15 protein-coding genes and 1 tRNA gene are annotated in these 23,931 nt (G+C 44.7%); 8 read left to right on the forward strand and 8 right to left on the reverse strand.

What is annotated here, in order from left to right; genetic code table 11:
* Positions 1–3: 3 nt before the first annotated feature.
* The 6 genes from MTBPR1_RS02885 to MTBPR1_RS02910 all read right to left on the reverse strand — a co-directional run bounded on the left by MTBPR1_RS02885 (position 4) and on the right by MTBPR1_RS02910 (position 6,555).
* Positions 4–672 (reverse strand): hypothetical protein, encoded by a 669-nt coding sequence (locus MTBPR1_RS02885; protein ID WP_069186013.1) that lies wholly within the window; start codon positions 670–672, stop codon positions 4–6.
* 124 nt (positions 673–796) lie between these two features.
* Positions 797–3,013, reverse strand: coding sequence for a hybrid sensor histidine kinase/response regulator (locus MTBPR1_RS02890; RefSeq protein WP_069186014.1), 2,217 nt, complete (start codon positions 3,011–3,013; stop codon positions 797–799).
* A gap of 24 nt (positions 3,014–3,037) precedes the next feature.
* Positions 3,038–3,853, reverse strand: coding sequence for a phosphate/phosphite/phosphonate ABC transporter substrate-binding protein (locus tag MTBPR1_RS02895; protein ID WP_069186015.1), 816 nt, complete (start codon positions 3,851–3,853; stop codon positions 3,038–3,040).
* A 133-nt stretch (positions 3,854–3,986) separates the two neighbouring features.
* The gene (locus tag MTBPR1_RS02900) at positions 3,987–4,628 is read right to left on the reverse strand and encodes a bacteriohemerythrin (protein WP_069186016.1); all 642 of its coding nucleotides are present in this window, start codon (positions 4,626–4,628) and stop codon (positions 3,987–3,989) included.
* A 33-nt stretch (positions 4,629–4,661) separates the two neighbouring features.
* On the reverse strand, positions 4,662–6,347 hold the full coding sequence (locus MTBPR1_RS02905; protein ID WP_069186017.1) for a putative bifunctional diguanylate cyclase/phosphodiesterase: 1,686 nt from the start codon (positions 6,345–6,347) through the stop codon (positions 4,662–4,664).
* A 131-nt stretch (positions 6,348–6,478) separates the two neighbouring features.
* Positions 6,479–6,555, reverse strand: a tRNA-Arg gene (locus MTBPR1_RS02910).
* 162 nt (positions 6,556–6,717) lie between these two features.
* Between MTBPR1_RS02910 and MTBPR1_RS02915 the strand changes: the two genes are divergently transcribed.
* The 3 genes from MTBPR1_RS02915 (at position 6,718) to MTBPR1_RS02925 (ending at position 10,076) form a co-directional block, all read left to right on the forward strand.
* Entirely contained in the window at positions 6,718–8,601 is a 1,884-nt protein-coding gene (locus tag MTBPR1_RS02915; RefSeq protein ID WP_069186018.1) for a PAS-domain containing protein, read from the forward strand.
* A gap of 110 nt (positions 8,602–8,711) precedes the next feature.
* A complete protein-coding gene (locus tag MTBPR1_RS02920) occupies positions 8,712–9,794 on the forward strand; it encodes an HD domain-containing phosphohydrolase (protein ID WP_069186019.1) in 1,083 nt (360 codons plus the stop codon).
* 3 nt (positions 9,795–9,797) lie between these two features.
* Positions 9,798–10,076, forward strand: coding sequence for a DUF3572 domain-containing protein (locus MTBPR1_RS02925; protein WP_069186020.1), 279 nt, complete (start codon positions 9,798–9,800; stop codon positions 10,074–10,076).
* Here the strand turns inward: MTBPR1_RS02925 and MTBPR1_RS02930 are convergent.
* A complete protein-coding gene (locus MTBPR1_RS02930; protein WP_069186021.1) occupies positions 10,073–12,265 on the reverse strand; it encodes a sensor domain-containing protein in 2,193 nt (730 codons plus the stop codon). The genes MTBPR1_RS02925 and MTBPR1_RS02930 overlap by 4 nt on opposite strands.
* A 250-nt stretch (positions 12,266–12,515) precedes the next feature.
* Here MTBPR1_RS02930 and MTBPR1_RS02935 point away from each other — a divergent pair, with 250 nt between their 5' ends.
* Positions 12,516–13,493, forward strand: a complete 978-nt coding sequence (locus MTBPR1_RS02935; RefSeq protein ID WP_069186022.1) for a substrate-binding domain-containing protein — start codon at positions 12,516–12,518, stop codon at positions 13,491–13,493.
* 3 nt (positions 13,494–13,496) lie between these two features.
* A complete protein-coding gene (locus tag MTBPR1_RS02940; protein WP_069186023.1) occupies positions 13,497–15,395 on the forward strand; it encodes a sensor histidine kinase in 1,899 nt (632 codons plus the stop codon).
* A gap of 1 nt (position 15,396) precedes the next feature.
* Here the strand turns inward: MTBPR1_RS02940 and MTBPR1_RS02945 are convergent, their stop codons facing one another.
* The gene (locus MTBPR1_RS02945; protein ID WP_069186024.1) at positions 15,397–17,160 is read right to left on the reverse strand and encodes a M3 family oligoendopeptidase; all 1,764 of its coding nucleotides are present in this window, start codon (positions 17,158–17,160) and stop codon (positions 15,397–15,399) included.
* An 88-nt stretch (positions 17,161–17,248) separates the two neighbouring features.
* On the opposite strand from MTBPR1_RS02945, the gene MTBPR1_RS02950 reads away from it, so the two are divergent.
* The 3 genes from MTBPR1_RS02950 (at position 17,249) to MTBPR1_RS02960 (ending at position 23,929) form a co-directional block, all read left to right on the forward strand.
* Complete coding sequence (locus MTBPR1_RS02950; protein WP_069186025.1) at positions 17,249–19,033, forward strand: AMP-dependent synthetase/ligase; 1,785 nt, start codon at positions 17,249–17,251, stop codon at positions 19,031–19,033.
* Positions 19,034–19,132: 99 nt separating this feature from the next.
* On the forward strand, positions 19,133–20,245 hold the full coding sequence (locus MTBPR1_RS02955) for an HD domain-containing phosphohydrolase (protein ID WP_069186026.1): 1,113 nt from the start codon (positions 19,133–19,135) through the stop codon (positions 20,243–20,245).
* Between the two features lie 213 nt (positions 20,246–20,458).
* Positions 20,459–23,929 (forward strand): indolepyruvate ferredoxin oxidoreductase family protein, encoded by a 3,471-nt coding sequence (locus MTBPR1_RS02960; RefSeq protein ID WP_069186027.1) that lies wholly within the window; start codon positions 20,459–20,461, stop codon positions 23,927–23,929.
* Positions 23,930–23,931: the final 2 nt, after the last annotated feature.

Consider the following 23,931-nt stretch of genomic DNA (forward strand, 5'->3'; position numbering starts at 1 on the left):
CGCTTATGCTTGGCTTTTTCGATATAGGCCAACCCACATCAAGAGTGTGATACATAAGCCAATCCCACTCAAGCCAATAATCAAACTCGACTTCAAACTTGTCAGCAAGGCTTGGGTATTTCTCACCTCACGTGTGCGATCCGTGTAAATTTCAACGACACCTTTAATCTGGCCTCGTTTATTACGAATGGGGACATAGGAAGAAACCAAGTCTTTATCAAAAACCATCTGATCAATGGCTGAAAATTTCCCTTTATGGGTAATCTGGCTTCCGATTCCACCTTGAGAGGCCGTTTGAAAGGCCGGGTTATCTTTTCGAGTTTGATTTATTTGTGCATGTTCTGTTGAAAACAGCGTCAAGCCCGCCATACTGAAAAGCTTTACTTTCAAAACGTCCGTTCCCAACATGAAAGTTCTGATCTTTGTATCAATCAGGCTCAAGACTTCACCCTCGACACCTTCTTTGCGGTTATCAATATCTAAAACGCCACTGATTTCGGGAAAAATCTCATTCACAAAAATCTTTGTTACGGTTTTATTAGCCGATTGGGTCGTTTGCGTAACGGACTGTTTTAGCAAATCCTGTGTCATTGAGGTCACGATAAAATACAACCCGACAAGCGCTGCATAACAAAGAATAACCATCAAAATAATATTTCGAGAATGTGCCATGAGATACCTAAGCTGTCATTTCAAACTGTGTCATTAATCTATATTAACCTAATGTAAATCACCATAAAGAAGCAATTCATTGTTCACCTATCCTCAATCTAAAGATAAATGAATGCCTCTATGCTCAAACATAGGCTTTTAAAACTTCTTCTAAATCTTTCAGCTTAATCGGTTTTGGGATAAATCCATCCATACCAGCATCATGGCATTTATCACGATCTTCCTGCATCGCATTCGCCGTTAATGCTACAATCGGGATATCCTTTGCTTCCATACTTAGTTTTCTAATTTCCTGTGTCGCCGTGACCCCGTCCATCACAGGCATCTGCATGTCCATCAAAATCAGATCAAATGTTTCTTGTTGCACCAGATTTAACGCTTCAAGGCCGGTTTCGACCAATGCGTGCCTGTGGCCTAATTTCTCAAGATACATTCTAACGATCTCTTTATTGACATCATTATCTTCTGCAACCAGTACCTTCAACGATTTGGTTGAAGCACTGTTGACACGATTTTGCATAATCGGGCGCTGACTTGATGGGGCGCATTGTTTTTCTTGTTTAACCAATGGCAGGCTCAGCCAGAAACGGCTTCCTTCACCAATGATACTATGAACGCCAATTTCACCGCCCATCAAGTGAACAATCTTTTTACAGATCGCAAGCCCAAGACCTGTTCCGCCATACTTGCGCGTAATACTGCCATCGGCCTGACTGAAGCTATCAAAAACCATATCCTGATTTTCAATCGGAATGCCAATGCCGCTATCTTGTACAACAAACATGAGATGGCCTTCGCCTTGCTGGCTGACAATAATCTTAACGCCCCCATCATGGGTAAATTTAATCGCATTCCCAACAAGATTGAGCAAGACCTGACGAAGGCGACCCGGGTCACTATGATAAGCCCCGAGGGTTTCCCGCTCTATATCCACACTCAGTGAAATATTTTTTTCGACGGCACGCGTTTTAAGAAGATTAACCACCCCTTGGACCAGTTTGTCCAAATCAAAAAGAACATTCTCTAAAGAAAGCTGACCGGCTTCAATTTTGGAATAATCAAGGATATCGTTGATGATGGTCAGCAACGCATCACCGGAACCACAGATGGTTTCGACATAGGTCTTTTGCTCATCATCTAAGGGGGTTGTCTGCAACAAATCTGCCGTGCCGATAATGCCGTTCATCGGGGTTCTAATCTCATGGCTCATGGTGGCCAGAAAATCTGATTTTGCCCGGCTGGCGAGGTTGGCTTTTTCCAAAGCTTCATTCAGCCTAATCTCATCACGTTTTCGTCTGGTAATATCATTGATGATGGTCACATATTTCACATCATCACTAGCCACATCCATCTGGTTAATTGAAAGTTCAATAAAGACTGTTGAGCCATCCTTTTTAACCGCACTTAATTCACGTTTGGCTTTTATGACACGTTCCATATGGATTGGATTTTCCATATAGGCTTGATGGTTCATTTTATGCAGGCCATCTTTTAAAAAGATGGAAATATTTTCACCGATCAACTCTTCAGCTTGATAACCAAAAATATGGCGGATCGCCGGATTTGCATCATGGATGATACCCTCTTTATCAAAGACGACAATGCCGTCTAGAATGTTTGAAATCACCCCTTCCAGATAGAGTTTTTGCTCATCCAAAAGCTTATGAGCGTCTTTCAATTTAGAAGACATCACATTAAAGCTATTGCCCAACTGACCAATCTCATCGCTTGATTTGATCTCAACTTCATGACCAAGCTCACCATTAACCAGACGCTCTGTTGCTGCTTTCAAAGACAGGATTTGCCGTGTAAGGTAGGTACCTAAAACAAAGGAAAACAGGGCAACAAGGATTATCTCAATAATCGCGATAATGGTTGCTTTATTTCGTGTATCAGCAAGAACCTGATTAAGCTCGCTTGCCTCAATCCCGATCTCAACCCGCCCTAAGAAAAAATCCCCTTCGCGAATATCTGAAAAAGTATCATAAACGCCATCAAGCTTGGCTTCCTCAAGACTACGGTCTGCTTTAAAAGTAACAGACAGGGCCCTGTCGTCGCCCATTTCAACGAGAATATCTTTTTCACTATCTAAAATACGGACATACACCATCCCCGGATTTTTCATGACCGTTTCTGCAAAACTTTCAAGCGTTGCAAGGTCACTTTCAATCACCGCATCCTGCGTTGTTGCCGCAAAGATATTAGATGTAGAGGTGCCGTATTTAACAAGTTCGTTATCAAGGGTTGAACTAAAGACATTGAGGCTCATCATAATCAAAGCGAGTAATAAAAACCCTTCGATTATGGCAATTCCAATAATTGTTTTGAGCCGCAACGACATTAATATTACCCCTTGAACTCGAGCTTAAAGCTCGTTCAATTTCAGGCTTCTCACATCATTCCAATCGGCATCTTGTGCCGCAATAAAGCCTTTGAGTTTCATCTTACCCACCATGGCAAGCCCCTGCTCTGTTGAGCCAAGGTCAACCAATGCCTGCTGCACAGCTTTTACAAGCTCGCCATCAACACGTTTATGGGCGGCAATGGCATGCGGGGTATAGCCATCTGTTGTCCAGAGAACGCGCAAATTATCGCGCACGTGCTGCTTGGTATTTTTAAAGGTACGCACAATACCACCACCGGCAACCATACGCCCTTTCACCACATTCAAATAAACAGAGTCATGAGAAGACACGTACTTAGGCGTAATGTTAATGCCGTTGGCTTTCATAAAGCCGCGCGGTAAAAGACTTGCCGCAAAAGCTGCAGGTGATGGGAAAGCAAGTGTGTGCCCATCAAGTTCTTCCAGCTTTTGCAAAGGGCTATCTTTTTGGACGACCACAACCCCTTTAATACGTTTATCTTTTGCCCGCGCAATGGCGTTATAACCGGAACGTTCATGATAAACCGTATAGTGATACGGGTTCATATAAGAGAAATCGGCTTTTTCTTCTTCTAAACGCTTCTCAAATGTTGGAATATTTTTTGCTGTTGAAAGCTTAAATTTCTGACCTGTCTTATCTGAGAGATATTTTAAAATAGGTTTCCAGATTGCTGCCGTCTTGCTTGCAGATTGCTGCGGTACAACCGAGAAAGTATACACTTTATCACTTGCAAACGACACAGTTGTAATTGTACTACAAGAAACAAAAACAGCCATTAGTTTCAAAAACTTATTCATTTAAACATCCCCTTGTTCAAAACAGGTATTGAGCATAGGGGATTTACGTAAAAGAAATCAACATTAATGATTTGCCCTATACCAATGAACCTCCCCTTAAAGCCATAGACAGAGAAGCTTGATATTTTTTTAATCAGCCGCCAACCAAAACAGAAGCCGCAAGCTCTTCAGCTTCTTCTTTCGTCATGCCTGCTGCTGAAATGGCTAACTCTTCCAGATCATTGGCCTCGGGTGTTGAGTTTTGCAAGATATAAGCACAACGCTTAATGACTTCAGCCTGACTTTTAGGCACCATTACCCTCACCTCTACAAGCTCAACATCATCATTAATGGACTCATCCAAAGTCTCTTGCTGTGCCATGATGCCTTGACCATAGGGGCCATTAACATAAGGCTCGATATGTTTATCAACATTCATAATATGGTCGATAAGCCAGTTTTGCAGAAAATCATTCAACTTTTCACGGTCAATCTTATCAGGGTCTTCCTCAAAGATTTTACGCACCGCATAAACCACCTTTTTCAAGTGATGGTGAATGGCTTTATGCTCTGCAAACTTGGGGTAGCCCTTTTCTTTCATCAACTGTTCTTCACGGGCAAAATGCGAAGACACATACTGATACAAGAAGTGAATAGACTCCGTCATATTCTCAGCAGGCTGGTTTTCATCAATCGCAGTGCGCAGCTTGAATACCTCATTGAACAAGCTGAGATGATCAGCATCAACAAGTGGAATGCCTATTTTATAAGGGGTAAAGTCAAAGTCCTGAGCCATTAAAGCTTCTCCAGTTTTGCGGCTTTATCATTATTATTGCGCCGCGATATGTTTTTCTCGGTACTCTAAAAATTGTTCTACGGGAAACGGTTTTGCGTAATAATAGCCTTGGGCAATATTGCAACCAAGTTCCTTAATTTTATCCGCGGTCTCACTTGTTTCAATGCCTTCAGCAATAATGCGCAAATTCAATGCATGCCCCAAACGAATAACCGTTTCTACAATCGCTAAATCAGTTGGATCTTCCAGACAGTTTTTGACGAAAGACTGATCAATTTTCAATTTATTAATTTTGAAAAGCTTTAAGTAGCTTAACGAGGAATGCCCCGTGCCAAAATCATCAACCGCGATGGTAAAACCGTGCTCATTAAGATCGGCGAGTGTCTTGGCTGCATCATCTACATTTTGCATGAGTGCCGTTTCCGTAATTTCCAACTCCAGCATATTGGCCGCAACATTATATTGACGCAAAATACCAATCAGATAGCCGGAAAAATTATCTTTTGTCAGCAAAGCCGCAGAAATATTAACCGCTAGCTTCACGTCTTCAACGCCATTTTCTTTCCAATAAGAAAGCGTGCGACAGGCTTGATTAAGCGACCAATCTGTTAGATCAACAATAAGCCCTAATGCCTCTGCAATGGGAATGAACTCTGCAGGGGAAATATAGTTACCTTTTTTCGTAGGCCAACGAATGAGGGATTCTGCCCCAATAATTTGCCCTGTGGACATATCAAACTGAGGCTGCACCACCATGCGAAACGGCATTTCATCCACGGCTTCATGAAGCCTTTGCCCAATATCCGTGCGATAGCGCATACGCTCCCCAAGTGCGGGGTCATAAACAGCAAAACTGTCTGAAGGATTACCTGTTGCTAAGTGAAGCGCAATATCCGCACGCTCAATAAATTCCGATGATGTTTTTGCACTTGCAGGCAGGTCACTTATGCCAACCAATCCATCTGAGTAAATATTACCCTGTGGGCTTGGTAAAGGTGCGCGAATACAGTTGAATATATCCTCTGCCGCTTGATGGATATCAACAGTTTCATGGGCAGGTATTTGATAATGAACACTTAATTGCCAGGGTCCCGTTGAATAGACACTACTACCAAGCGGGAGTTTTTCAATTAAGCGACGGCCATAGCCCTGAACGAAAGATCGAATAACCCTATGGCTAAAGGTTCCGATAAGTTCTTTTAAGCCCCACACATCGACCATCGCTAAATAGCCATGAACAGTTTGGCTCGAGATCATTTCATTTAAGCGCTTATGTAAGAAAGAACGATTTGGCAAACCCGTTTCAGAATCAAAGTAAAGGAGTTTAACCCGTTCAGAATCACTTTCTTTATCATGGGATAAATCTTTAAAAATAAAGAGGATCTCTTCATTCTCGACATCTGTTTGAGCATGGGTGCGCAAAAGCACAAAGAAGGTATCGCCACTACGATTGAGCGCAAAGGTTTCTCGTTCTTTATCCATACGCGATACGAGTGAGGAAAAGCTTTTATCTTTTGAAAATTGCTTAAAGCTGGTGTCATAATCAGGAAAAAGCATCGCAACCTGTCGGCCAATGACTTCATCCTTGCCATAACCAAACATGGTCTCAGCCGCTTTATTAAAATCTTGAATTTGCCCTAAAGCATCTGTTGTGATCACAGCATCAAATGACAGCTGAGAAATTCTATGCGCAGCTGATTTTTGATCTACATTTACCACGTTAATCGCCCTAAAAAACCTACTAATCCCCACATAAACTAATAGTAGAAAAAACCATTCCCCTCAATCCTAAATAACGATCATAAGGAAAAAACTTCAAACTCATAACGTAAGGGAATATTTCAAGCAGATGGCGCACCCTAGAGGATTCGAACCTCTGACCTTCGCCTTCGGAGGGCGACGCTCTATCCAGCTGAGCTAAGGGTGCAGCTCTTAGGTTTACGGCGCGCACCATACAAGAGGCTTATGACCACGTAAAGAGAACGATTTAAGATTTTTTATCTTTTTGCGCTGTCTGACTTGCCCGTAAGGCTAAAGACCACTACTCTATTTTTAACGATAATTTATAAATGACTTAAAACAGGGTCAAATGTCAGACTACACAGGCTTTAAAGAATTAACGCCGGAAACGATGCTGATCGTTCAAGCCCTTGACCAGTTGGATCAAGGCTTCAGTATTTTTGATGCTGATCTCAAACTTTGCCTGTTTAACAAACATTTTCAAAGCCTGTTTAAATATCCTGATGATTTCCTTCAAATCGGCATGCCCATTGAAAAAATCATCCGCTATAACCTTGAGCATAGCAAACACCCCCATGCAAAAGAAGAACTTCTGCTCAAGCAACGCTTAGAGCATATCAAAGAAAAAACCACAGAAAACATCATACGTATGCGCCCCAATGGCATTGTTGTGTCAATAGCCACAGCCCCCCTGCCCAATGGGGGAATTGTGGCGACCTATAAAGATGTAACAGAAACCTATAATGCCAAAAAAGAGCTGGAAAAACGCGAAGCCCAATTTCGAGGTTATCTAGAACTCAGCCCCGTGGGCGCAACCCTTGTTGATCTTAATGGTAATATTCAATATGCCAACACACGCTTGATGAAGATGTTTGGCTACAGCCTTGAAGAAATCAACGATGTCAGCGTTTTAGATTTCTATGCCAATCCTGATAGCCGCGTTGAATTGCTCGCCTCTCTTCAAGCCAATCAAGGGCCAGCCACTTTTCGTTTTTTGGGCAAAAAGAAAGATGGGTCCACCTTCCCCATGGTCCTCACCTCTCAGATTGTCGAGTTGGATGGCAGCAAGAAAATTTTCAGCTGGCTAATTGATATTTCCGATATTACCGAAGCCACAAAAACCATTCAGCATTTAAGTGAACAGAATAAACTTATTCTTTCTGCTGCTGGCGCTGGTATTCTTGGGGTTGATAATCATAATATCATTCAGTTTATTAACCCGGCCGCAGCCCAGCTGTTAGGCTATGGCACGGATGAGCTCAAAAACAAATCTCTCTTTAATCTGATTGATGATGAAGAGGTTTTGCCGGATCAATATATAGACGATCCCTATATTGCCGAAAGCGAAATTCGCTGTAAATCAGATCGCAAAATCCCTGTTAAATTCACCATCTCGCCCATCAAAAATGAAGAAGGCACCAGCGGTAAGGTATTTGTATTTGACGATATTTCTGATCGCATTGCCGCAGAAGAAGTCTTGCGCCAAGCCATGAAAGATATTGAAGCCACCAGTCAGGCCAAGTCGCACTTTCTCTCAACCATGAGCCATGAGCTGCGCACCCCGTTAAATGCCATCCTCGGTTTTGCACAAATTCTTTCAGGCAATTCTGAGAAAAACCTGACAGGACAGCAACTCACCTTTGTTGATCATATGTTTAAAGCAGGTGAACACCTTCTTAAGCTGATCAACGAAGCCATTGATATTGCCGCCATTGAAAGCGGCAAAGTCAGCCTGTCAATGCAATCCATTGAAGTCACTGAAGTCTTCAAACTCTGCATCAATCAAAATCTGGAGTTCGCTGAAAAGAACGACGTCCGCTTGAATATTAAAAGCACGACTAAAGAAAAACTCTATGTGATTGCCGATCAAGCACGCCTGCAACAAATCCTGATGCACCTTATTTCCAATGGCATTAAATACAACCGCAAAGATGGACAGGTCAGCCTAGAATGTGAACGCACTGATAATGACAAAATCCGCATCAAAGTCAGCGATACGGGCATTGGCATTTCAAACAGCGAACAACTGGATATTTTTGAACCCTTTAACCGCCTTGATATCCATACAAAAGAGATTGAAGGCACAGGACTGGGGCTTACAATATGTCGCCACCTTACTCAACTTATGGGTGGGCAAATTGGATATACAACAACAAAAAATAAAGGCAGTTGTTTCTGGATTTCCCTGCCCTGCTCAGATGAAAATACTCCCCTTATTATCAAAGACATCTGAGCATTTAATAAAATTTTCTTTATTATTAAGAAAGTCTTTTGGCAAGACCATGACAGGTGTGCTAGAAACTTAGGCAAGTATTAAAAAACGACGGCGCCAGGGAGAGCCGGATGGCTGTAGAGATAAAGACCCTTAAAGATTCAAAAATTCTTGTTGTTGATGACAATCCTTCCAACGTTTTGTTGCTGGAAGCTTTGTTGCAGCAAGAAGACTATCATAATATCAGCAGCACAACCGACCCGACCCAAGTCAGAAGCCTGCATGAAGAAAATGACTTTGACCTGATCCTCCTTGATATCCAGATGCCGCGCATGAACGGGTTTGAAGTGATGGAACAGCTCAAAGAACATCATGCCCAAGATGACTATCTGCCCGTTCTGGTTCTCACCGCACAAACCGATATGGAAACACGCCTGCGCTCGCTTGATCTGGGTGCACGTGATTTTGTGACCAAACCTTTCCAGCATGCTGAAGTGCTGCAACGTATTCATAACTCGCTTGAAATTCGCCATCTCTATAAGCAGCAAAAAGAATATAGCCACACATTGGAAGAAAAAGTCCATGAAGCAACGGCTGAGCTGAGAAAATCCCAGCTGGATATTATTCGTTGCCTTGGTCGTGCAGGTGAATATCGCGATAATGAAACAGGTGAACATGTTATTCGCATGTCAAAATCCTGTCAGGCACTTGCTCTTGCCTGTGGCCTTTCTGAGCGCCATGCCGAACAGATCCTTTATGCCAGCCCCATGCATGATGTGGGCAAGATCGGCATTGCGGATAATATCTTATTGAAGCCGGGCAAACTCACCCCTGAAGAATGGAAAACCATGCAAACCCACGCACAGTTGGGTGCAGGTATTTTAGCCGATAATGAGTCTGAAACAGTCCAACTGGCGCGCACCATTGCACTATCACACCATGAAAAATGGGATGGTACAGGCTATCCTAATGGATTGAGTGGCGAGGACATTCCAATGGAAGGTCGAATTGCTGCAATCTGTGATGTCTTTGATGCACTCACCTCCTGGCGACCATACAAAAAAGCATGGACGGTTGATGAAGCCATTGCATTTCTAAATGAAAATGCAGGTACTCATTTTGACCCGAACCTTGTGCCAAAATTTGTTGAGATTTTACCGCAAGTTCTGGAAATCCGTGACGAGCACCAAGATACAATCCAAGAAGCTGTTTAATCCATGAAACAGGAACAGGCAGAGGTGATTGCACTACAGGCGATCACTTTTATCAGCAGCGAAGAACGCGCGCTTCATGGCTTTCTTGCACAATCAGGGGCCGGGATTGATGACCTTCAATCCAACCTCACCGACCCTGCCTTCTTGGCTGGCATTTTGGACTTTCTCTTATCAGATGAAAGTGCCTTGCTGGTTTTTTGTGAACAAGCTGAAATTGAACCACAATTGATTGTCAGTGCACGACGTGCCCTGCCCGGTGCTGAAAACCTTTGGGATGGTTAACCCTTATCCTCAATCAACATCTGTCTGAACTTTTCAACGCTACATGGGCGCGAGAATAAGAAGCCTTGCACTTCATCACAGCCTTCGCGCGCTAAAAACGCACGTTGCAGTTCGGTTTCCACGCCTTCTGCTAACATGCGCAAACCAAGGGCACGCCCCAGCTCCAGCATAGCGCGTACAATAGCTTCGGCCTCTTTATTCCTACCAAGATCATCAACGAAAGCTTTATCAATTTTGATCATATCAAAGGGGAAGCGGCGCAAATAGGCGAGGCTGGAATAGCCAGTACCGAAATCGTCCATCGCCAGATGCACCCCCATATCGCGCAGCAAATCAAGGCTGTCTTCGGCTTTTTCAGGGTTGCGCATAACAAGATTTTCCGTCAGTTCCAACTCAATATTAAAACCGGGTTGACCAATCTCGCTATAGACCCGCGCCAAGGCTTCATGGATTTCATGATTTCTGAACTGACGAGCCGATACATTGATTGAAATACGAAGTGTCTTGCCAATTTCTTCATGCCAATGCATGGCTTCTTTAGCAGCTTCTCTAAGCACCCATTCGCCAATATCCACAATCATGCTGGTTTCTTCAGCAATATGGATAAAATCAACCGGGTTAATCACCCCCTGTTCTGGATGGTGCCATCTTAACAGAGCTTCAGCGGCAATAATCTTTCCCGTTGCCAGCTCAAAAATTGGCTGATAGACCAGCTCAAATTCCTGACGATCAATCGCTTTATGCAGATCATTTTCAATCTGTAAACGGCGCATGGCTCGCTCTGTAAGGTCTTGCGTGAAAAAGCAGAAACTGCCTTTTTCCGTTGCTTTGGCAAGATACATAGCGCTGTCGGCATTTTTCATCAGCGTGTCAACGTCCGTGCCATCTTGGGGATACATGGCTACCCCCACACTACAGCCCACATGTAAGTCCTGCCCCTCATGGCAGTAGCTTGTGGCGACTTCTTCTGTTAAGCGCTGTACGATATCAGTGACATGATCTTCACTTTCAGGTGCAAACAATAAGACAACAAACTCATCCCCCCCCAATCGGGCAACCGTATCACCGCTGCGTACCGTATTGGAAATTTTACGCCCCGTTTCACAAATCAGTTGATCCCCGACATTATGGCCCAAGGTGTCATTAATCGTCTTAAAATTATCAAGATCGATAAAGAGTAACGAAAGCAGGCGATTATCACGCCCCGCATGGGCAATGGCTTGTTTTAAACGATCGGTCAGCAGGTTACGGTTTGCAAGGCCTGTTAGCGCATCATGATTTGCCTGAAATTCTAACTTGGCTTCATATTGCTTTTGATTGCTCACATCTTGCAATGTCTCCACCGCGCCAATGACACTACCATCATCTGAATGCAGTGGTGCTGCGGTAAAATAAAGCCATTTTGGACCGGGTTTAAAGTTTGGGAAATAATCCGTTGCTTCCCAACCATCCGCAATCAAAGGAGACGCCGCCCAAATACCTTTATAATATTCACTGAGTTCTGAATATTTATGTTCCATGGCCAAATCAGCCAGCACGGGGCGTTCTTTATCGTAAAATGCTTTCCACTGGTCTTTGGTCCCCACGATATCTTCGGCCTTGGTTCCAATAATAGACTCACACGCCTTATTCCAGTGGGTCACCACATGTTCATCATTCAACACAAACATGGGGACCGGGCAGCCGTCCACCACTTCAGAAAGGATTTTCTGGTTTTTCTTTAAAGAGGCTTCTGAGCGTTTTTCCCTTGTGATATCACGCAATGTTTCAACCGCACCAATGATCTCGCCATTGTCATCCTTTAAAAGCGCCGCTGTAAAGGAAAGCCATTTCCCCCCATCTGGAAAATGGGGAAAGAAGTCCTCTGCTTCCCATGCACCGTCAATAATTTCAGATTTGTGATATTTGCCTTTATAATGTTCTTCAATCCCCTTTTCCTGATCCTCAAGAACAAGGTCCGCCATCGTGGGGCGTTCTTCGGGGTAAAAAGGATGCCATGCCTTTTGGGTGCCAAGCATTTCCTCAGCACTCACACCAGTAACTTTTTCACAAGCCGCATTCCAGTGAATAACCCGGTGGTCTTTATCAATTACAAATGTCGGTACAGGTGTACTCTCAACGACTTGAGAAAGAATGCCCGCACCTTTATTTTTCTGATCCAATATCTCTATCTCAGGCAGATTAGTCATGTTTTATCGTTATTTTACCAATCATCATGCGCAATCACTTAAAAAAGGACAAGGCTTAATTTTAAAGAAAGAGAGCCAAAAGTGATAATTACACACAACGATATGATGAAAAATTATATACAACCATTCTATCGTGCTTACCTAATGCTTCAATGCAATCTTATCGCGTGATTTTTAAGGATATCCTTTGACAGGGGCTAAGGGCTTCATATTTAATAAAAGCAATGAAATAAAACAGGAAGGTGCATTCATGAAATATTCCATAAAGACTTCATTCCATCTTCTCTTTGTACTTATTGCCTTAGGCTCATTGCTTACGTTTGGCTCAAAAAGCACTCTGGCTAAAGATACATTTATCATTGGTTTCTCCCAAGCTACCACGACGGAGCCATGGCGTTTGCTGTTTAACCAAGAAGCACGTTCAGAAGCCGCAAAACATCCAAATGTGACTTTACTGGTCAGAAACGGGCAAGATAGCGTGCCTAAACAAGTCGCTGATATGGAAGAGTTCATCGCTCGCAAAGTCGATGCTATCCTCATTTCTCCTAAAGAAGCTGATGGCCTAACAGCAGTGGTCAACAAAGCCTTTAACGCTGGCATTCCGGTTTTCGTTCTTGACCGCGATATCAGCAATGACCACTACACCCAATTTATCGGTGGTGATAATATACTGATTGGGCGCACAGCGGGGGCTTATGCGGTTGAGCTTCTGGGCGGTAGGGGCAAAGCCAAAGGAACGATTGTTGAGATTTGGGGCGGTATGAAATCAACACCGGCCCATGATCGCCATAATGGTTTTTGGGAAGTCGTGTCAAAAGAAGCAGGCATCAAACTCCTGAACAAGGCTGAAGATGGCGACTGGAAACAGGATAAAGCCTATGAAATTGCCGCAAATGCTATGGAGGCCCACGATAGAATTGATGTGATCTATGCCCATAACGACCCGATGGCCTATGGTGCCTATTTGGCTGCAAGTGATATAAAACGTGAAAAAGACATTGCTTTCATTGGGATTGATGCCATCCCCGGTGAAGGGGTTATGTGGGTGCATGAAGGTAAACTAGATGCAACTTTCCTTTATAAAACACCTGGTGCAGATGCAATCCGCCAAGCCCTGATGTTTCTTCAAGGCAAAGAAATTGATAAGCGCCTGACTTTACCCACACAACGCATTACATCCAAAAATGCCAAAGACATCCTTCTCAAACACAAGCTAATCAAGCCTTAAGTAATGAATAAGGGTGAAGCAAACATAATCAGGACACGGCTCCTTATTGCTTTTAGCAGTATTGTCGCGCTTGTTATTGTGGCTTCTACCGTCGCATTAATTGCCTTTGACATGTTTGGGGGCGTCGTTGAAAATGCCACCACAAAAACCCTGCCCCGCATGGCGGCAACCATTCGCCTATCAGAACGAGCAGCCCTCATTGCCGCGGGCGCCCCTAAAATTGCTCTGGTTAAAACTCATAAGCAAGTCATCAGTGAGATTACCCGCCTGTCTAAACATTACAATGACATGCGCCAATCCCTGAATATGTTGGGCCAAGACCAAGATACGGAGCAATTTGATCATTTTGAGAAAAACAGTGAACGTATCTGGGGGCTGACCTTAAAAATCCGCCAATTAACCCATCGCCGCATTGACCAGCGCACGGTTCATCAAACCATTATGAAGGATGTGCACAATCTACAAAATGAACTTGCCGATGTGCTTACCCCGCTTATTTATGGGGTGACCTCCCTGACCCGCCTTCAAGGCAGTCGAACAGCCCACCAAATTTCAAGAAGGATACAAAAATCCAAAGACAACTCTGAGCTTAAGGATACAAAAAAGAAAATCACCGGACTGACAGATTACGCCCTGCATAATATTGAATATGCCATGGCGATCAGAAATAATTCCACATTAATGGTGAGCCTGTTAAATGGTGCTGCGCAAATCACAGATGCTCACCTACTGCCTGCATTACAAAACCAGTACATTCAATCTTTCAGTGACTTCAGCCATGCCATTGACGCCTTCCTTCAAGGACCACTTGCTGAACGAAACCCGATTTTAAAAGAAAATATTAAACAGCTTAAAACCCGTTTCAACAGCTATATTCTTGGCGACAAAAACCTTTTTTCAGTAAAGCAGGATGAGCTTGAAACCGACCATGAAATTGAGCTTATTTTAAATGAGCAACGCAGCCTGACTGACCTTATTTTCATCCTGTCACAAAGCACTGTCTCTGCGGTTGAAAATAACATCGAAGAGGTTCAAATAGAGCTGGTCGGCACGTTAAATAAAAGCGAAGTCGCCATCATTACTGTGGCAATTATTTGCGTCTTCCTTGCCTTTTTCATTATTTACCAAACCCATATCATTTTAATCAAACATCAAGAAGACATGCGCCAAGCCAAAGAAACAGCCGAACTTGCCAGCCGTGCAAAATCTGAGTTTTTAGCCAATATGTCCCATGAATTGCGCACCCCTTTAAATGCCATTATCGGTTTTTCAGAAGCTATCAAAATGAAAATATTCGACCCGGTAAAAGATGCGGAAAACTACGATGACTATATCAACAGCATCCATATATCCGGGGTACATTTGCTGGATGTTATCAATGATGTACTGGATGTTTCGCGCATTGAGGCTGGAAAATTCACCCTTGAAGAAGAAGATGTTGACCTTAAAGAAGTCGTTGAAGCAAGCTTACGCTTGGTCAAAGATCGCGCCTATCAAAGTGGCGTAAAGCTCACAACTAAAGTGGATGAAGGGCTCCCGCTAATTTTTGCCGATAAAACCCGCTTGAAACAAATCTGCATCAACCTGCTGTCCAATGCGGTTAAATTTACAGAAGAAAATGGTCAGGTCAGCGTCACGGTTTGTGCGCAACAAAATGGCAATATTTTGCTGGAAGTCACAGACAGTGGCATTGGCATGACCCAAGAAGAAATTGAAAAAGCCCTTGAAGTCTTTGGACAAGTTGAAAGCCAGCTTTCAAGAAGCCATGAAGGCACAGGCCTTGGCCTGCCTCTTGTGCAATCTCTTATTCGCCTGCATGGCTGGGGCTTTAAAATTGAAAGTGACAAAGGTAAGGGGACGAAAGTTTCCATCCCCATTACCCCTGAGCGTATCAGACTATAGCCTAGATCACATCTTCCAAATCATCAATAAAGCCAGACACCACATTAAGGCCACGCTTCCAGAAATCTGGATCAGACGCATCCAGACCAAAGGGTGCTAACAACTCTTTATGACGTTTTGAGCCACCAGCGGCCAACATATCGCGATATTTACCTTGGAAACCCTCATGACCATTTTGGAACACATCATAAAGGGAATTCACCAGACAATCGCCAAAGGCATAGGCATAAACATAAAAAGGCGAATGGATGAAATGGGGAATATAGGCCCAGAAATGCTTATATTCATCTTCATATCTAAAGGCTGGACCTAAGCTTTCAGTTTGTACAGACATCCAAATCTCACCAAGGCGATCAGGCGTTAACTCACCTTTTTTGCGCTCATCATGGACTTGGCGTTCAAAATCACAAAAAGCCACTTGCCGCACAACGGTGTTGAGCATGTCCTCCACTTTGCCTGCCAGCATAATGCGACGGCGTTTTTCATCACTTTCTTTATCCAACATAGAGCGAAAGGTCAGCATCTCCCCAAAGACAGAGGCTGTTTCTGCCAAGGTCAGGGGTGTATCAGCCATCAAGGGGCCTTGGTCTGCAGCTAAGACCTGATGTACACCATGACCGAGCTCATGGGCCAATGTCATCACATCACGCACCTTGCCATGATAATTCAGCAAAATATAAGGATGCGCTGATGGCGTTACAGGATGGGCAAAGGCACCACTGTCCTTACCTGCGCGTGGGGGTACATCAATCCAGTTTTCATCAAAGAAACGTTGACCGATTTGGGCCATCTCCCCATCAAAAGCATTATAGGCGGTAAGCACTGTGTCTTTGGCCTCACTCCATTCGATCTTGCGATCATCATCTTCAGGCAAGGGGGCATTGCGATCCCAATAATCCAGTTTATCAACACCAAACCATTTTGCCTTAAACCCATAGTAACGGTGCGCCAGATCGCCATATGAATCTTTTACAGAGCCGATCAACGCATCCACAACCTCATCTTCCACAAGGTTAGACAGATTGCGCGATGAGATGGGACGTTCCAACCCGCGCCATTGATCTTCCGTCGCCTTATCCTTGGCAAGGGTATTGGTGATGAGAGAGAAAAGACGGATATTTTCACCTAACACACCACCGAATGATTTAGCAGCCTCTTTGCGCTCCGCCCCCTCTTTAGAGGACATTTTATCAAGCACATCTGAAATGGTAACTTCTTTGCCTTGTAGGGGAAAACGAAGGCCTGCCATGGTCTCATCAAACAGGCGGTTCCACGCCCGTTTACCACTGACCGATTTTTCATGCAGCAGACGTTCCATTTCTTCGCTAAGCTGATAGGGGCGATGCACCCGTACATCCATCACCCATGGGCGGTATTTTGCAGCGGCTTCTTCTTTAAAGAAACCCTCCAACACCTCATCTTCAAGCTTGTTGATCTCTAGAGTATAAAACAAGATCAAGCTGGAAAGGTCAGTAATTTCTTCCTGCATATTTTGATAAAACTGACCGATGGCAGCATCGGTATTATCGCTTGAATATTGCAACTGGGCATAACTGATCACGCGCCCCAAGATATCTTCCATTTGTTCATAGGCTTCAAGGGAGGCTGCAAAACCTTTCCCATCCAGCGTGGCAAGCTTGCCCTGATAGGCCTTGGCAAAGTTTTGTGCCAGCTCTTTTGCCGTGCTTAAATCATCTTTAAGCTCAACCGCCTTGATGGAAGAATACAGGTGAGTTAGGTCCCAAGTTGGTAAATTTGTTTTCATTTGTTCTTTTTCACTTTGATGAAGAGAGGGTTTTGCGGCTAGAATTGGCGCTTATCCCCATAATGTCAACCGGACAAGACATTCAATTATGACAAACTATCTCTGGCCCAATCTGGTCACCATGTTTTTTGATCAAGCCAACGCAAAGGGCGATAAGCCTTTTGTCTGGCAAAAAGTTGATGATCAATATGTTTCCACAAGCTGGTCAGAAGCTGCAAATCAAGTGGTCAATCTGGCACGTGCCTTAAAAAAACATGGCATTGAAAAAGGCGATCGTATTGTTCTGGTCTCAGAAAACCGTTCACAATGGGGCATTGCCGATATGGCGATTATGGCAGCAGGGGCCATCACGGTTCCCGCCTATACGACCAATACGGTAAATGATCATCGTCATATTTTAAATAACTCCCAAGCTAAAGCCGCCATTGTTTCAAACCAGCGCCTTAGCGAGACACTTTTGCCCGCAACCCATGGCGCAGCTGAGCTTGAATTCGTTATCACCATGGATGGGTTTGAGCTCAAACAAGAACTCTCCCACCCTCTGCATAGCTGGCAAGAGATGGTTGAAACAGGCGCGAGGCTTGATGATGAAATTATCCAACAGGCAAGCGAGCTTAGCTTGGATGATACTGCTTGTATCATCTATACCTCAGGCACAGGTGGCACGCCCAAAGGGGTAATGCTTGCGCACCGCTCCATCCTGCATAACTGCCAAGGTGCGACCAAGCTTTTAAAATCCATCGGGCTTGAGGATGAAACTTTCCTTTCTTTCTTGCCGCTCTCACATTCTTATGAACATACCGCCGGATTGATGTGGCCGATTTATCTGGGCGCGCAAATCTATTATGCTGAACGCGCCGATACCCTTGCTGCCAATATGGCAGAATGTCACCCGACGCTGATGACATCAGTTCCGCGCCTTTATGAAATGATGCGCGGTAAAATCCTGCGCGGGCTGGAAAAGCAAAGTGAAAAGAAGCAACAAATCTTCATGAAAGCCCATGATTTGGGCCGGGCAAAATATCTCGGTGAGCCTTTGGGTTTTTTAGGCAGCCTCCAGAATATGGCGCTTAAAAAACTTGTGCGCAATAAAGTGCGCGAAAAATTTGGCGGTCGCCTTAAGGCTATGGTCTCAGGTGGCGGACCGCTTAACCCGGATGTAGGTATCTTCTTTCAAGCCCTTGGCATACGCATTTTACAAGGTTACGGACAGACTGAATCCGGCCCCGTGATTAGTGTTAATGCCCCCCATAAAATTAAAATGCAAAGCGTTGGCCCTGCCCTTGAAAACACCGACCTTAAAATTGCCCCTGATGGGGAAATTTTGGTGCGCGGCGATTTGGTAATGAAAGGCTATTGGCGCAACCCCACAGCCACACAAGAAACCATTATTGATGGCTGGCTTCATACAGGTGATGTTGGCTTTATTGATGAGGATAGCTATCTGCAAATCACCGATCGCAAGAAAGATATTATTGTAAATTCTGGTGGGGATAATATTTCCCCGCAACGGGTTGAGGGTTTCCTATGCTTGCAAAAAGAAATCGCCCAATCCATGATCTATGGCGACCAGCGCCCCCATCTTGTCGGGCTGATTGTACCGGATGAAGAATTCGCCCTTGAATGGGCAAGCGAGAACGATGTTGCACAAGACCTCAGCGTTATCATTGAAAATGCCGCCTTCAAAACCCTCATTGCTCAAGCAGTCGCGCGGGTTAATGAAGAGCTTTCCAACATTGAAAAAGTGCGCAAATTCATTTTAACCGATCAGGCCTTTAGTATTGAGAATGAACAGATGACCCCCACCCTTAAAATCCGGCGTCATATCATCAAGGCGCAATATGGCGATCAACTCTCCCAGCTTTACGGTTAAGTCCTTAAGTATGACTACAAGCAGATAATCGCTTTTTGAAATTTCTACGTTTATACTCCCGTTAATAATATACAATAAGTTTTATTAACAGGCACCGCGATGTTACAACAATTACTCAGCAAGAGTGAGCTAACTCTCGCAGAACGGCTCTGCAAAATCCATGAAGAGATCCGCCAGCTTCATCCTGAACTCTGCCGGGTTGCCATTGCCGTTTATGATGAAGAAAGAGACAATTTAAAAACATTTGCCCATTCAACAGATGGTAGTTCCCCCATTAGTTTTTATGAAGCCCGCCTTAGTGAAGCCAAATCTCTTCAGGAACTTGCCAATTCAAGCCAAACCCGCATTATTGATGACCTTAGCCAAATAAGCGGTGATAATTTCCACAGTCAAAAATTACTTGAATCCGGTTATCTGTCCAGCATGACCCAACCCATACAGTTTAATGGCAAACTGTATGGGTTTTTATTTTTCAACTCCCCCGTAAAAGGTTTTTTCTCTGATCTGCGCCATGCCACCATCAAGGCTTATGCAGGTGTTATCTCCCTTTTATTGATCAATGAGCTTCAAACTCTAAACACCTTTAAAGGTGCGGTTCAAACTGCGCGTGAATTCAGCCGCTTTCGCGATGAGGAAACGGGTAATCACCTAGAGCGCATGTCCAGATACGCCCGCCTGATTGCACGCGACCTTGCGCCAAAACATTATAAAGAAGATGACTGGGTGGAATATGTTTTCCAGTTCTCCCCCCTTCACGATGTGGGCAAAGTCGCTGTGCCTGATGATATTTTACTTAAGCCCGGCAAACTGAGCCCTGAAGAATTTGAGCATATGAAAGATCATGTCACAAAGGGCGTTGAAATCATCACGATGATGAACAACGAGTTTGGCCTGAACTCGCTCAACTTTTTTGAGACCCTTTATAATATCGTGGCTTATCATCATGAATGCCTTAATGGCAAAGGCTACCCCTATGGGCTTGAAGGTGAAGAAATCCCTATAGAAGCCCGCATTTGTACTGTGGCAGATGTTTTTGATGCGCTCACCAGCCGACGCCCATACAAAAATGCATGGACAAACGAAGACGCCTTTGAGTATTTGCAAAGCCAAGCTGGCAAGCAATTAGACCCGGACTGTGTCACTTCCCTCATCAGCCATAGCGAGCGGATTAAATCCATTCAGGCTGAATTTGTTGAAGACTATATGGGCTGAGCTTTTTCTTCGCAAATGCACCCAAAATGCTGCGCAGCATTGTGCGCAACATAAAGGCATCTTTTTGACAAAAGCCTGAAATTTTAAAACCTGTAATCCCTTCTATTGCAACAATTCTTGCTATTTTTAGGACAGGCCAACTTACCTATTGAATTCTGGTAATTCATCCCCTGATACTTACATAATAAGAAAACGAAATTACAGGGACGAGCCATGAATATTCAACGCGATGTAACTTTGTCGGATAAATACGCCTTAGAATGCGGACAAGCCTATATGACAGGCACCCAAGCCCTTGTGCGCCTGCCTATGTTGCAACGACAACGCGATGAACTTAAAGGGCTCAACACGGCCTGTTTTATCTCTGGCTATCGCGGCTCTCCCCTTGGCAATTTGGATCGTGAGCTTTGGAAGGCCAAAGAATTTGTTGCCGCCCAACATATTAAGTTCGAGCCCGGCATTAATGAAGAAATGGGCGCCACCTCTGTTTGGGGCTCTCAACAGGTTGGCCTGTTTGAAGGTGCACTTTATGACGGTGTCTATGGCATGTGGTATGGCAAAACACCGGGCATTGATCGCTCCGGTGATGTGTTTAAACATGCCAACTATGCGGGCACCTCGCCCAATGGTGGGGTCTTGGCACTGGCTGGGGATGACCATAACTGTAAATCCTCCACCATTCCGTGCCAGTCCGAATATGCCTTTATGGATGCGCAAATCCCTGTGCTCAACCCGTCTAATGTGCAGGAATTTTTAGATTACGGCGTTCTGGGTTGGGAAATGTCGCGCTTTTCCGGCTGCTGGGTGGCCATGAAAACCATCTCAGAAACCGTCGATGCCTCAGCCTCGGTCTATATAGACCCAAACCGTATCCAAACGCTCTATCCTGATTTTGATTTCCCAAACGATGGCGTTCATATCCGCTGGCCTGACAAACCGCTTGAACAAGAATATCGCCTGCAAAAATATAAGCTCTATGCCGCCCTTGCCTTTGCGCGCGCCAATAAGCTTGATAAAGTCATGATCGATAGCGACAAAGCGCGTTTAGGCATTGTTACATCCGGTAAATCCTATCAAGATGTACTCCAAGCCCTTGAAGATTTAGGCATTGATCAAGACCGCGCCAGCACACTTGGCGTGCGCCTTTATAAAGTCGCCATGCCGTGGCCGCTAGAACCTGAAGGCATTAAAGAATTCACCAAAGGCTTAGATGAAATCCTTGTGGTGGAAGAAAAACGCGCGGTTATTGAAAACCAGCTTAAAGAGCAACTTTATAACTGGAATGAAAAAGACCGCCCGCGCGTGATTGGTAAATTTGATGAAGACGGCGATTGGATTTTACCCAGTGCCAATGAACTTTCCCCTGCGCGCATTGCCCGCGTGATTGCCGCGCGCATCAAAAAATATTTCACCGATGACGCCATTGAAGAACGTCTGGCTTGGTTAGATGCCAAAGAAGAAGAACTGGCAAAACCACGGCGCACCACACACCGTATGCCGACCTTTTGTTCTGGCTGTCCCCATAACACCTCAACCAAACTGCCTGAGGGCTCACGCGCACTGGCAGGCATTGGGTGCCATTATATGGCCACATGGGTGCGTGCAGAACAGACCCAAACTTTCACCCAGATGGGCGGCGAAGGCGTGCCTTGGGTCGGGCAAAGCCATTTCACCAAAGAAAACCACGTTTTTGCAAACCTTGGTGATGGCACCTATTATCATTCCGGCATTCTTGCCATTCGCCAAGCTTTGGGCGCAAATGTTAATATCACCTATAAAATCCTCTTTAATGCTGCGGTTGCCATGACAGGGGGACAACCTGTTGATGGGCCACTTACAGTCCAAGGCCTCACCAAACAGCTTAATGGTGAGGGGGTAAAACGTATTGCCATTGTGTCAAATGAGCCAAACAAATATCCAAGCCGCATGGAGTTTGCCCCTGATGTGAGCTTTCATCACCGCGATGACATGGATGAAGTCCAGCGCGACCTGCGCAACTGGCCCGGTGTCTCCGTCCTGATTTATGACCAACATTGTGCGACCGAGCTTCGCCGCATGCGAAAACGCGGCAAAGCACCTGTGCCTGCACGTCGCCTCTTTATCAATGATGCGGTCTGTGAGGGCTGTGGTGATTGCGGGGTTGCCTCAAACTGTGTGTCCATTACCCCAAAAGAAACGGTCTTGGGACGCAAACGTAAAATTGACCAATCCACCTGCAATATGGATTATTCCTGCGTCAACGGTTTTTGCCCGAGTTTTGTTTCCGTTCATGGGGCAAATTTGCGCAAAAAAGAAGGCCATACCCAAGCTGACGATTTTGCCACAACCCACCTGCCCGCCCCGATACTACCCGCAACGAACGAGACCTATTCTATTGTTGTCACAGGTATTGGCGGCACGGGCGTTGTCACCATCGGTGCACTTCTTGGCATGGCTGCCCATATGGAAAATAAAGGAGTTTCCGTTTTAGATATGACAGGCTTGGCGCAAAAAAATGGCTCAGTCATCTCCCACATCCGTTTGGCAGATAGCCCTGAAGATATCTATTCGGTTAAAATCCCCGCAGGCGAGGCTGATCTCATGCTCGGCTGTGATCTGGTGACTTCTGCCAGTTTTGATGCTTTGGCAAAATTAAAATCAGGAAAATCAAAAGCCATCATTAATGACCATAAGGTCATGACACCGGACTTTGCCTGTAACCGTGATGCCCCCTTCCCGCTTAATGGGATGAAGCAATCTATTGCCGAGGCTGTTGATAAAGCACATAGCTGGTTCTTTGATGCCAGCCAGCTTGCCTCAAAACTATTGGGGGATTCTATTGGCTCAAACATGTTTGTAGTCGGCTATGCCTTCCAGCTGGGCCTTATCCCCATCTCTGAAGGTTCCCTACTTAAAGCGATTGAGCTAAATGGCGTACGGGTTGACTTTAACCAACGTGCCTTTGTTTTGGGACGTTGGGCAGCACATGATATGGATAAGCTTTCAGAGCTGATTGAAGATGAAAAACCACAGTTCATTCAACAAGACCTTGAAGCCCTGATCAAACATCGCATTTCCCATCTGACAGACTATCAAGATGCTGATTATGCTGAACGCTACAGTCATATGGTCTCGCGCGTTTATCGCGCTGAACAGGAACTCGGCACAGGCTCACAAGAACTGACAAAATCCGTTGCCCATGTGTTAGCAAAGCTCATGGCCTATAAGGATGAATATGAGGTTGCGCGCCTCTATAGCTCCCCTGAATTTAAGAAAAAACTTTCAGAACAATTTGAAGGCAAGTTCAAGATCAGCTTCCATCTTTCCCCGCCCCTGCTTGCAGACCGTGATCAAAGAACAGGCCTCCCCCTTAAAAAGGAATATGGCCCATGGGTACTTTCTGTCTTTAAGTTTCTCGCCAAATTCAAAGGATTGCGCGGTGGGAAATACGATATATTTGCCAAAACAGCCGAGCGTAAAATGGAACGCGCGCTGATCTCTGAATATATGGGAACGCTGGAAGAAATCTGTCAAAACCTGAAAGACTATAATCTTGATATCGCCACCCAAATTGCTGACCTTCCCCGTGAAATTCGCGGATTTGGTCATATTAAGGAACAGGCGGTTCATAAGGTTAAGGCACAGGAGAAGAAACTTCTAAAAGAGTTTAAAGCCGCCAGACCTTCTGATCTGGCCGCTCAATAACC

Origin of the sequence: Candidatus Terasakiella magnetica (genome assembly GCF_900093605.1) — a bacterium.
In the GTDB taxonomy this organism is placed as follows: domain Bacteria; phylum Pseudomonadota; class Alphaproteobacteria; order Rhodospirillales; family Terasakiellaceae; genus Terasakiella; species Terasakiella magnetica.

What these genes read in the sequence shown, in the direction of transcription:
- MTBPR1_RS02885 (WP_069186013.1), bottom strand. Translation starts at nt 672, where the DNA reads ATGGCACATTCTCGAAATATTATTTTGATGGTTATTCTTTGTTATGCA.
- MTBPR1_RS02890 (WP_069186014.1), bottom strand. Translation starts at nt 3,013, where the DNA reads ATGTCGTTGCGGCTCAAAACAATTATTGGAATTGCCATAATCGAAGGG.
- MTBPR1_RS02895 (WP_069186015.1), bottom strand. Translation starts at nt 3,853, where the DNA reads ATGAATAAGTTTTTGAAACTAATGGCTGTTTTTGTTTCTTGTAGTACA.
- MTBPR1_RS02900 (WP_069186016.1), bottom strand. Translation starts at nt 4,628, where the DNA reads ATGGCTCAGGACTTTGACTTTACCCCTTATAAAATAGGCATTCCACTT.
- MTBPR1_RS02915 (WP_069186018.1), top strand. Translation starts at nt 6,718, where the DNA reads ATGTCAGACTACACAGGCTTTAAAGAATTAACGCCGGAAACGATGCTG.
- MTBPR1_RS02920 (WP_069186019.1), top strand. Translation starts at nt 8,712, where the DNA reads ATGGCTGTAGAGATAAAGACCCTTAAAGATTCAAAAATTCTTGTTGTT.
- MTBPR1_RS02925 (WP_069186020.1), top strand. Translation starts at nt 9,798, where the DNA reads ATGAAACAGGAACAGGCAGAGGTGATTGCACTACAGGCGATCACTTTT.
- MTBPR1_RS02930 (WP_069186021.1), bottom strand. Translation starts at nt 12,265, where the DNA reads ATGACTAATCTGCCTGAGATAGAGATATTGGATCAGAAAAATAAAGGT.
- MTBPR1_RS02935 (WP_069186022.1), top strand. Translation starts at nt 12,516, where the DNA reads ATGAAATATTCCATAAAGACTTCATTCCATCTTCTCTTTGTACTTATT.
- MTBPR1_RS02940 (WP_069186023.1), top strand. Translation starts at nt 13,497, where the DNA reads ATGAATAAGGGTGAAGCAAACATAATCAGGACACGGCTCCTTATTGCT.
- MTBPR1_RS02945 (WP_069186024.1), bottom strand. Translation starts at nt 17,160, where the DNA reads ATGAAAACAAATTTACCAACTTGGGACCTAACTCACCTGTATTCTTCC.
- MTBPR1_RS02950 (WP_069186025.1), top strand. Translation starts at nt 17,249, where the DNA reads ATGACAAACTATCTCTGGCCCAATCTGGTCACCATGTTTTTTGATCAA.
- MTBPR1_RS02955 (WP_069186026.1), top strand. Translation starts at nt 19,133, where the DNA reads ATGTTACAACAATTACTCAGCAAGAGTGAGCTAACTCTCGCAGAACGG.
- MTBPR1_RS02960 (WP_069186027.1), top strand. Translation starts at nt 20,459, where the DNA reads ATGAATATTCAACGCGATGTAACTTTGTCGGATAAATACGCCTTAGAA.